This is a genomic window from Kandleria sp. (assembly GCF_017934775.1).
Lineage (GTDB): Bacteria > Bacillota_I > Bacilli_A > Erysipelotrichales > Coprobacillaceae > Kandleria > Kandleria vitulina.
The window spans coordinates 1-7,023 of sequence record NZ_JAGBIX010000080.1 but is presented as its reverse complement, the minus strand read 5'-3'; the positions used below and the strand labels follow the sequence as shown (position 1 = coordinate 7,023).

Genomic DNA, 7,023 nt, shown 5'->3' with positions numbered 1-7,023 from the left:
TCTGAAATGCGCTATAATTTTTATGGTTTAATGTTGTAGTTTTCATAATTACATTATACCAAAAAATGCGTCGGATTTATCCGGCGCATTTTATTTTTGAAAACTAATCCAGATTATCTATCCGGGTCAGCCCCTTTTATACTGATTATATTTATATACATAGGTAAACATACATGATAAAATGTAAAAAAAGGAGGAAATCACTATGATTTTAATTGTTATTATTGCGATTATCGCAGTTATCGTATTATGGTGTATCTCAACATATAACAGTCTTGTTAAGTTGAGAAATAAAGCACAGACAGCCTGGGCACAGGTGGATGTAGTGCTTAAAAGAAGAGCGGATCTTATTCCAAATCTTGTCGAAACAGTAAAGGGCTATGCGAAGCATGAGAAAGAAACTTTGCAGGCAGTTATTGCAGCTAGAAACAACTATACAAATGCTTCTACAGTAGAAGAACAGATTGAAACATCAAATCAGTTGACACAGGCTATTGGACGTTTATTCGCTGTGGCAGAAGCTTATCCTGATTTAAAAGCAAATGAAAACTTCATTCAGCTTCAAAATGAGTTGACTGAAACAGAAAATAAGATTCAGTATGCTAGACAGTTCTATAATGATGATGTTAATCAGTATAAGAACAAGCTTGAAATGTTCCCATCTAGCTTAGTTGCTTCTTTTGGACATTTTGAAAGACTCCCATACTTTGAAGCAGAAGCTTCAGCTAAAGAAGCTCCACATGTAGAATTCTAATGAAAAAATTATTACTTATTGTTGCTTTACTTGTTTTCTCGATTGTACCTGTTCATGCATCAAGTACACAGATCAATAAGATGACAATCAACTGTGTTATTGATGCCAACGGTACGGGAACATTTACTGAAGTATGGGATATGGAAGCAAATCGTGGTACAGAAGTCTATAAGACATTTAAGAACATGAATGACCAAAGTGTCTCACTTATTTCTGTTAGTGAAGGTGGAAAAAAATATCAGAATATTGGGAATAATTGGGATGTAAATGCTTCTAGAAGTGAGAAAAAAGACAAGTGTGGCATCACACAATCAGGCTCAACCTATGAAATCTGTTTTGGTATTGGTGATTATGGGCATAAGACATATACTTTTGTTTATAAGGTTGCTCATCTCGTCAATCAGTATTCTGATACACAGGGTATCAATTATGCTTTCATGGGGGATATGAGTATACCTGTATCTAAGGTTATGGTTGATGTAAAAAGTGAACTTGGAAGCTTTACTGCCGATAACTCAGATATCTGGGGATTTGGCTATGAAGGTCGCTGTGATTATATGGAAAACGGTACAATCCATATGCTGTCGACTGGGAAGATAAAAAGAGTGCAGCTTTTTGCAAAATTGGAACAGACTTACGCTTCACCTAGCCAGTATCACCAAGATGAAGATTTTGAAGATGTGAAGAGTGATGCAATGCAAGGTTCTAGCTTTGATGATGAAGAAAGCAATGTAACCTATGGCGAAGATGGAGAACTTGCTAAAGATTCATTTTTTGATGTATTCCTGAAGTTCTTCTATATTCTTTTTGCGGCAGTTGGCGGTTTAATATTTTTAGCTGGCTTAATTGCAAGTAAAAAGAAGGCAAAAATGATTTTTGAAGATGGAAGTGAATTCTCAAAGAAGGATGTTCATCCATTTAGAGATATTCCTACTAAGGATATTGCCTATTTCTATTATCTAGCAGATCATGCTGGATTGATTAAAGAAAAGACGAAAGGTGGTATTATGTCAGCCTATGTCTTAAGATGGATCAAGAATAATCAGGTAAGTTTCAAGAAAACAGAAGAGAATGGCTTCTTCAGAAAGAAAGAAGGCTACCAGATAGATTTCTCTAAACCTTTAACAACTGAAGATCCACTAGAATCTCGTTTATATGATATGTTTGTCAAAGCATCAGGTAAGAACCTTATTCTTGAAACAAAAGAATTTGAAAAATGGTGCAAGAGACACTATGAGAGTGTTGTTGGATGGTTTGAAAAAGTTGAAAAGCAGGTAAGAAAAGATTTACGTAGTCAAAAGCTGCTTATTGTATCAAAAAAATATCGTAATGTTCTAGGCATCAGTCTTCCAAAGACAACAGAAACTTTCAAAATGAAAGTAAAAGATGACATGGAACATGTCTATGGTTTAAATAAGTTCTTAATAGACCAGGACAATATGAAAGAAAAAGAAGTAATAGAAGTGCAGCTATGGGAAGAATATCTCATGTATGCCACAATTCTAGGTATTGCTGATGTTGTAGAAAAACAATTGAAGATTGTTAAACCATCATTTGAACAAGAGATGGATATGAATTATTACAACAGCATGCTTCTTACACGTGCATTTGTATACCAAGGGGTAATAAATGCGAACAATGCCTATCATACAGCCAATTCGGGTAGTGCCTTCTCCGGTGGCGGAGGCGGCTCATCGTTTGGCGGTGGAGGCGGCGGCTTCTCCGGCGGAGGCGGAGGTGGCGTCCGCTAACTTAAAAAGCTGTAGCGTTAATGCTACAGCTTTTTTAATACGTCATAAAGAATGGTGATTGCTTCTTTAAAGGAAGCAAGTGGTAATGAGGAATAGTTGATGATCAATGTTTTATCATCTTTTCCACCATAGTCCTTGAGTGTCTTTATATGAAGACCTTTTGTATGACAAGAAGAAATAAAGTGATCATAATCATAATCCTGTTTAATTTCTAGAAGAAAATGCAGACCAGCATTTTCTTCTTTGATATGAACTAAAGGATAAAGAGGACTCTCTGTAAGCAGTGATAAAATATCATTTCTCTTTTTACGGTACTTGTTTCTCATACGGTTGATGTGCTTTTCAAAGTAACCCTCCTGAATAAAGTAGGCCAATGTGTACTGTTCAAAAGAAGAAACTGTACAGTTGTAGAAAGAAAGATGATCATTGAATCTTATCGCAAGATGAGGAGGAAGGACCATGTAGCTAATACGAATTGTCGAAGAAAGACTCTTCGTAAAAGTATTCATATAGATGACATGTTCACTTTGATCAAGACTAAATAGCGGTGGAAGTGGTTTACCCATCATACGGAATTCGCTATCATAGTCATCTTCAATAATATAGCGCTCTTTCTCTTCATTAGCCCATTCAAGCAGACTCATACGACGTGAAAGAGGCATGGTGATACCGGTTGGGAAATGATGAGAAGGCGTTGTGTGGATCACGTTGACATCTTTAAGTGAAGAGGGCTTAATGCCCTTCTTATCAAGATATAAAGGTTTAACATGAAGATTGTAGGCATCATAGATATGATGAAGAGTGCGATATCCTGGAACTTCAATACCATAATTCTGATGTGTTCCTAATAGCTGAATAAGCAATGAATAAAGGTACTCTGTACCTGCACCGATAATAATCTGGTCCTTTGAAACCTTGAGATTTCTAAACTCATTAAGATATTGCGCAATAGCTTCTCTTAGAATGGTTGTTCCTTGAGTAGTCATGCTTTTCATCAGGTCATCCTGATGATTAGAAAGAACCTGTCGAGATAATTTTGCCCAGATGGAAAAAGGGAAGTTTTCAGCGCTAGTGGCATGTGATGATAAATCAATAGAATAATGCTTATGATGATCTTCAAGTAGAAACGGTTTGCTTGGTTTCTTTTCAAATGATTGAACATGAAACTTAGAAACATAGTAACCGCTTCTTGGTAAGGCGTAGATAAAGCCTTCATCAAGAAGCTGAAGATAGGCATTTTCAACAGTAATGGTAGAAATATTTAATTGTTTAGCTAGACTTCTTTTAGAAGGAAGCTTTTCTCCACTAGATAGAATGCCATTTTGTATATCAGTTTTGATATAAGAGTAAAGCTGACTATAGAGTGGTTTATGATCATTAAATGTATAAGTAAGCATGGGGCACCTCATCTGACCATAGTTTTTAATGATAAATTGATACTATCAATAAGGTCAATAATCATTATAATAGTATTCAAAATAGAAAGGAAGAGAAATATGAAAAGAATAGTTACAATACAGGATATTTCATGTTTAGGGAAATGTTCTTTAACAGTAGCATTACCTATTATCAGTGCTACAGGAGTAGAGGCGTCCATCATTCCTACTGCTGTATTATCCACTCATACAATGTTTAAAGGATTTACATTTAAAGATCTGACAGATCAGATCTATCCTATCGTGAATCATTGGAAAGAAGAAGAGATTACATTTGATGGACTTTATACAGGATACCTTGGAACAATTGATCAGATTGATATGATCAAAGATGTCTTCAAGATGTTTAAGACAGAAAACAATTTTACATTCGTAGATCCAGTAATGGCCGATAATGGAAAACTTTATCCTAATTTTGATGAAGCGTATGTAAAAAAGAATGCTGAACTATGTGAAGTAGCAGATTATATTGTCCCAAATATCACTGAAGCATGCTTAATGACAGGTATGGAATATAAAGAAGAATACGATGAAAAATATATTCACGATTTACTTTATGCTTTAGCTAAGAGAGGTGGACATATCATCGTTGTGACAGGTGTGTCTTTAGAAGAAGGAAAACTTGGCTTTATGAGTCTTGATGTCGATAAAGATGAATTCTATTTATATCAGACAGATAGAATCGATGTGTCTTATCATGGTACAGGAGATATCTTCTCATCAGTTGCAGTAGGATGTCTAGCAAGAGGAATAGATTATAAAAAAGCCTTTCAGATTGCGGCAGATTATACTGCCTTGACAATCAGAAAGACTTTAGAAAATCCAGCTAAGCCTTGGTATGGAGTTGATTTTGAGTTGACGATTCCTTCTCTTGTTCAGATGATTCAACATGACGCAAATTAAAGAGATAGTAGCAGTTCTTGACAATCTTAAAGAAACATATTCCTTCAATGGCAAGTACTGCCAATATGAGAAATACATTATTGGCAAGAAAGCCATTCTTGATAGGATAAAGGAAATGCTGAAGAAAATCACTTTGCCATACTGCAAAGTTTAATGCTGCAAGAGTAATAATTTGTGAAATAAGTGATGAAATCAGATATTTCCTGTCATAGATTCTTTTTGATAAATCTAGAATATAAGATAAGATGATCAAAGCAATATAGCTTTGCAGGAAGTAGTAGATCATACGGACATTGAAGTGCGTATGAGAATGACTTAATCCTCTAAAGATGTAGAATAAAGCAAACAAGAAAAAGAATAAAATAAATATTCCCATAAAGAAAGTTTCATGCTTGTGATATGTATAGACCTTATAGGAAGGCAATTGATAAAGTTTTTCCTTGTTCCATGTAAGATCCTCTTTTCCTAATGGTTTAGTTGTATCAATGAGACAAAGAATCATCAGTATGATAATTGAGATACTGCACATTGTTAAAAATGGTTCTTGGATAAGAATCAATAAAAAAGAATGTGTGTAGAGAATATTAAATATCGTTAGTGATGGCAAATAGCCAAAGACGTACATATAGTAGATAGAACAAAGAATAAGATAAAAATCTAAAAGAAAGAAAAATATATATTCAAAAGTCTTTAAGATTTTATGACGTGGTGTAAATGAAACAAGCAATGGGCGATAGCCATATGTGTAGGCAACGCTTTTTGGATGTCCAAATGAAACAAGCATATCTTCAACGTTTTCATAGTGATCAACACACTCGTCCATAAGTTTAGAAAGTGCTTCTTCAATCTTTACTTTATTATTAAGATGAAAGTATGAACTAACACTCGCAATATAGTTTTTCTTGATATACACACTAATACCTCCTTTTTTCTTATGACTATACTATATCATTTCTAGATAAAAAATGATGGATATCTTTATAAATATGAATATAATGAGGAATAGGTAGGTGATTTAGATGATCGTAAATCAAAAAGCGGTGAAAGAAGCATTGGAAAATGTGAAGCCAGCTACACTTGTTGCAGCAACAAAGTATATTGATGCAAAGGAAGTTAAGAAGTTAGCTGAAGCAGGCTGTACAATCTTTGGTGAAAATCGTGTTCAGGATTTTCTTAAGAAGTATGAAGAATACGATGGAGAAGGTGAATGGCACTTTATTGGTACATTGCAGAGCAATAAGGTGAAATATATTATTGATAAAGTAACCCTCATTCATTCAGTCAATAGCTATAAGCTTATTGATGAAATTGAAAAACAGGCAATTAAGCATAATCGTATTATGGATGTATTGTTGCAGGTTAATATTGCTAATGAAGAAAGCAAACACGGATTTAAAAAAGAAGAAATGGAAGAAGTAGTGAAATATCTTGTCAATTGTCCTCATATTAATCCAAGAGGATTGATGATGATGGCGCCCCATATTGATGCAGAACAGACAAGAATCTATTTCAAGGAAACAAAAGAATTGTTAGAACATCTTCAGGAATTATTCCCAATCTATAATTTAACTGAACTTTCTATGGGTATGAGCAATGACTACAAGATTGCGATTGAAGAAGGAAGTACCATGGTTAGATTGGGACATGCCTTATTTGATGAATAAAGAAGCACTTATTTAGGTGCTTTTTTTACTTTATTTTAGAAAAATGATTGGATGATTTTTTATGATAATATTTAGATATAAAAGAACTATATTATTACATGGACTGAGGTGAAGAGTATTATGAAAAAAGTTTTTTAAGATATCTAGTGTTACAATATTGTGCACTTGGTTTGTATCATGTTTCGACTTCAATGGTGTCTAATCATTTAACAACAAGTACCAGCAGTGCCAATCTGCTTTCTATATTGTGATCGTAGGGATTCTGTTATCAGCGTTCTTTACGAAAGAGAAAGTTAATAGGTCTATCATTCTTGTTAATATTATTGTTTATCTGTATTAAACCAACGATTTTTGCTTCAAGTTCTCATTTTTTTTCGCTCTTTTTAAGTAAATTGTTGCTTTAGGTTATTTTATTCAGCAAAAATACCATAGCGATATTCGTAATATGCTTCCTTAAGTGAAATAGGCATAGGTGTAGCTCTTACCATTTCATTACTGAAAGCCTCAGTATCCAT

The 7,023-nt window shown here is 34.1% G+C and carries 6 protein-coding genes; 4 read left to right on the top strand and 2 right to left on the bottom strand.

What is annotated here, in order from left to right; translation table 11 throughout:
• The first annotated feature begins 205 nt into the window (after positions 1–205).
• Positions 206–754, top strand: coding sequence for a LemA family protein (locus tag J6L95_RS08665; RefSeq protein ID WP_031589860.1), 549 nt, complete (start codon positions 206–208; stop codon positions 752–754).
• A complete protein-coding gene (locus J6L95_RS08660) occupies positions 754–2,505 on the top strand; it encodes a DUF2207 family protein (protein ID WP_287458840.1) in 1,752 nt (583 codons plus the stop codon). Before J6L95_RS08665 ends, J6L95_RS08660 begins: the two co-directional genes overlap by 1 nt.
• A 23-nt stretch (positions 2,506–2,528) precedes the next feature.
• Here J6L95_RS08660 and pdxR read toward each other — a convergent pair whose 3' ends face one another.
• On the bottom strand, positions 2,529–3,902 hold the full coding sequence (gene pdxR, locus J6L95_RS08655; RefSeq protein ID WP_287458839.1) for a MocR-like pyridoxine biosynthesis transcription factor PdxR: 1,374 nt from the start codon (positions 3,900–3,902) through the stop codon (positions 2,529–2,531).
• Between the two features lie 99 nt (positions 3,903–4,001).
• On the opposite strand from pdxR, the gene J6L95_RS08650 reads away from it, so the two are divergent.
• Complete coding sequence (locus J6L95_RS08650; protein ID WP_029072657.1) at positions 4,002–4,844, top strand: pyridoxamine kinase; 843 nt, start codon at positions 4,002–4,004, stop codon at positions 4,842–4,844.
• Here J6L95_RS08650 and J6L95_RS08645 read toward each other — a convergent pair.
• On the bottom strand, positions 4,768–5,757 hold the full coding sequence (locus J6L95_RS08645) for a hypothetical protein (protein WP_029071607.1): 990 nt from the start codon (positions 5,755–5,757) through the stop codon (positions 4,768–4,770). The two genes, J6L95_RS08650 and J6L95_RS08645, sit on opposite strands and share 77 nt — an antisense overlap.
• A gap of 106 nt (positions 5,758–5,863) precedes the next feature.
• Between J6L95_RS08645 and J6L95_RS08640 the strand changes: the two genes are divergently transcribed.
• Positions 5,864–6,508 (top strand): YggS family pyridoxal phosphate-dependent enzyme, encoded by a 645-nt coding sequence (locus J6L95_RS08640; protein ID WP_029071606.1) that lies wholly within the window; start codon positions 5,864–5,866, stop codon positions 6,506–6,508.
• Positions 6,509–7,023 lie beyond the last annotated feature (515 nt).

What these genes read in the sequence shown, in the direction of transcription:
- J6L95_RS08640 (WP_029071606.1), top strand. Translation starts at nt 5,864, where the DNA reads ATGATCGTAAATCAAAAAGCGGTGAAAGAAGCATTGGAAAATGTGAAG.
- J6L95_RS08660 (WP_287458840.1), top strand. Translation starts at nt 754, where the DNA reads ATGAAAAAATTATTACTTATTGTTGCTTTACTTGTTTTCTCGATTGTA.
- J6L95_RS08650 (WP_029072657.1), top strand. Translation starts at nt 4,002, where the DNA reads ATGAAAAGAATAGTTACAATACAGGATATTTCATGTTTAGGGAAATGT.
- pdxR (WP_287458839.1), bottom strand. Translation starts at nt 3,902, where the DNA reads ATGCTTACTTATACATTTAATGATCATAAACCACTCTATAGTCAGCTT.
- J6L95_RS08665 (WP_031589860.1), top strand. Translation starts at nt 206, where the DNA reads ATGATTTTAATTGTTATTATTGCGATTATCGCAGTTATCGTATTATGG.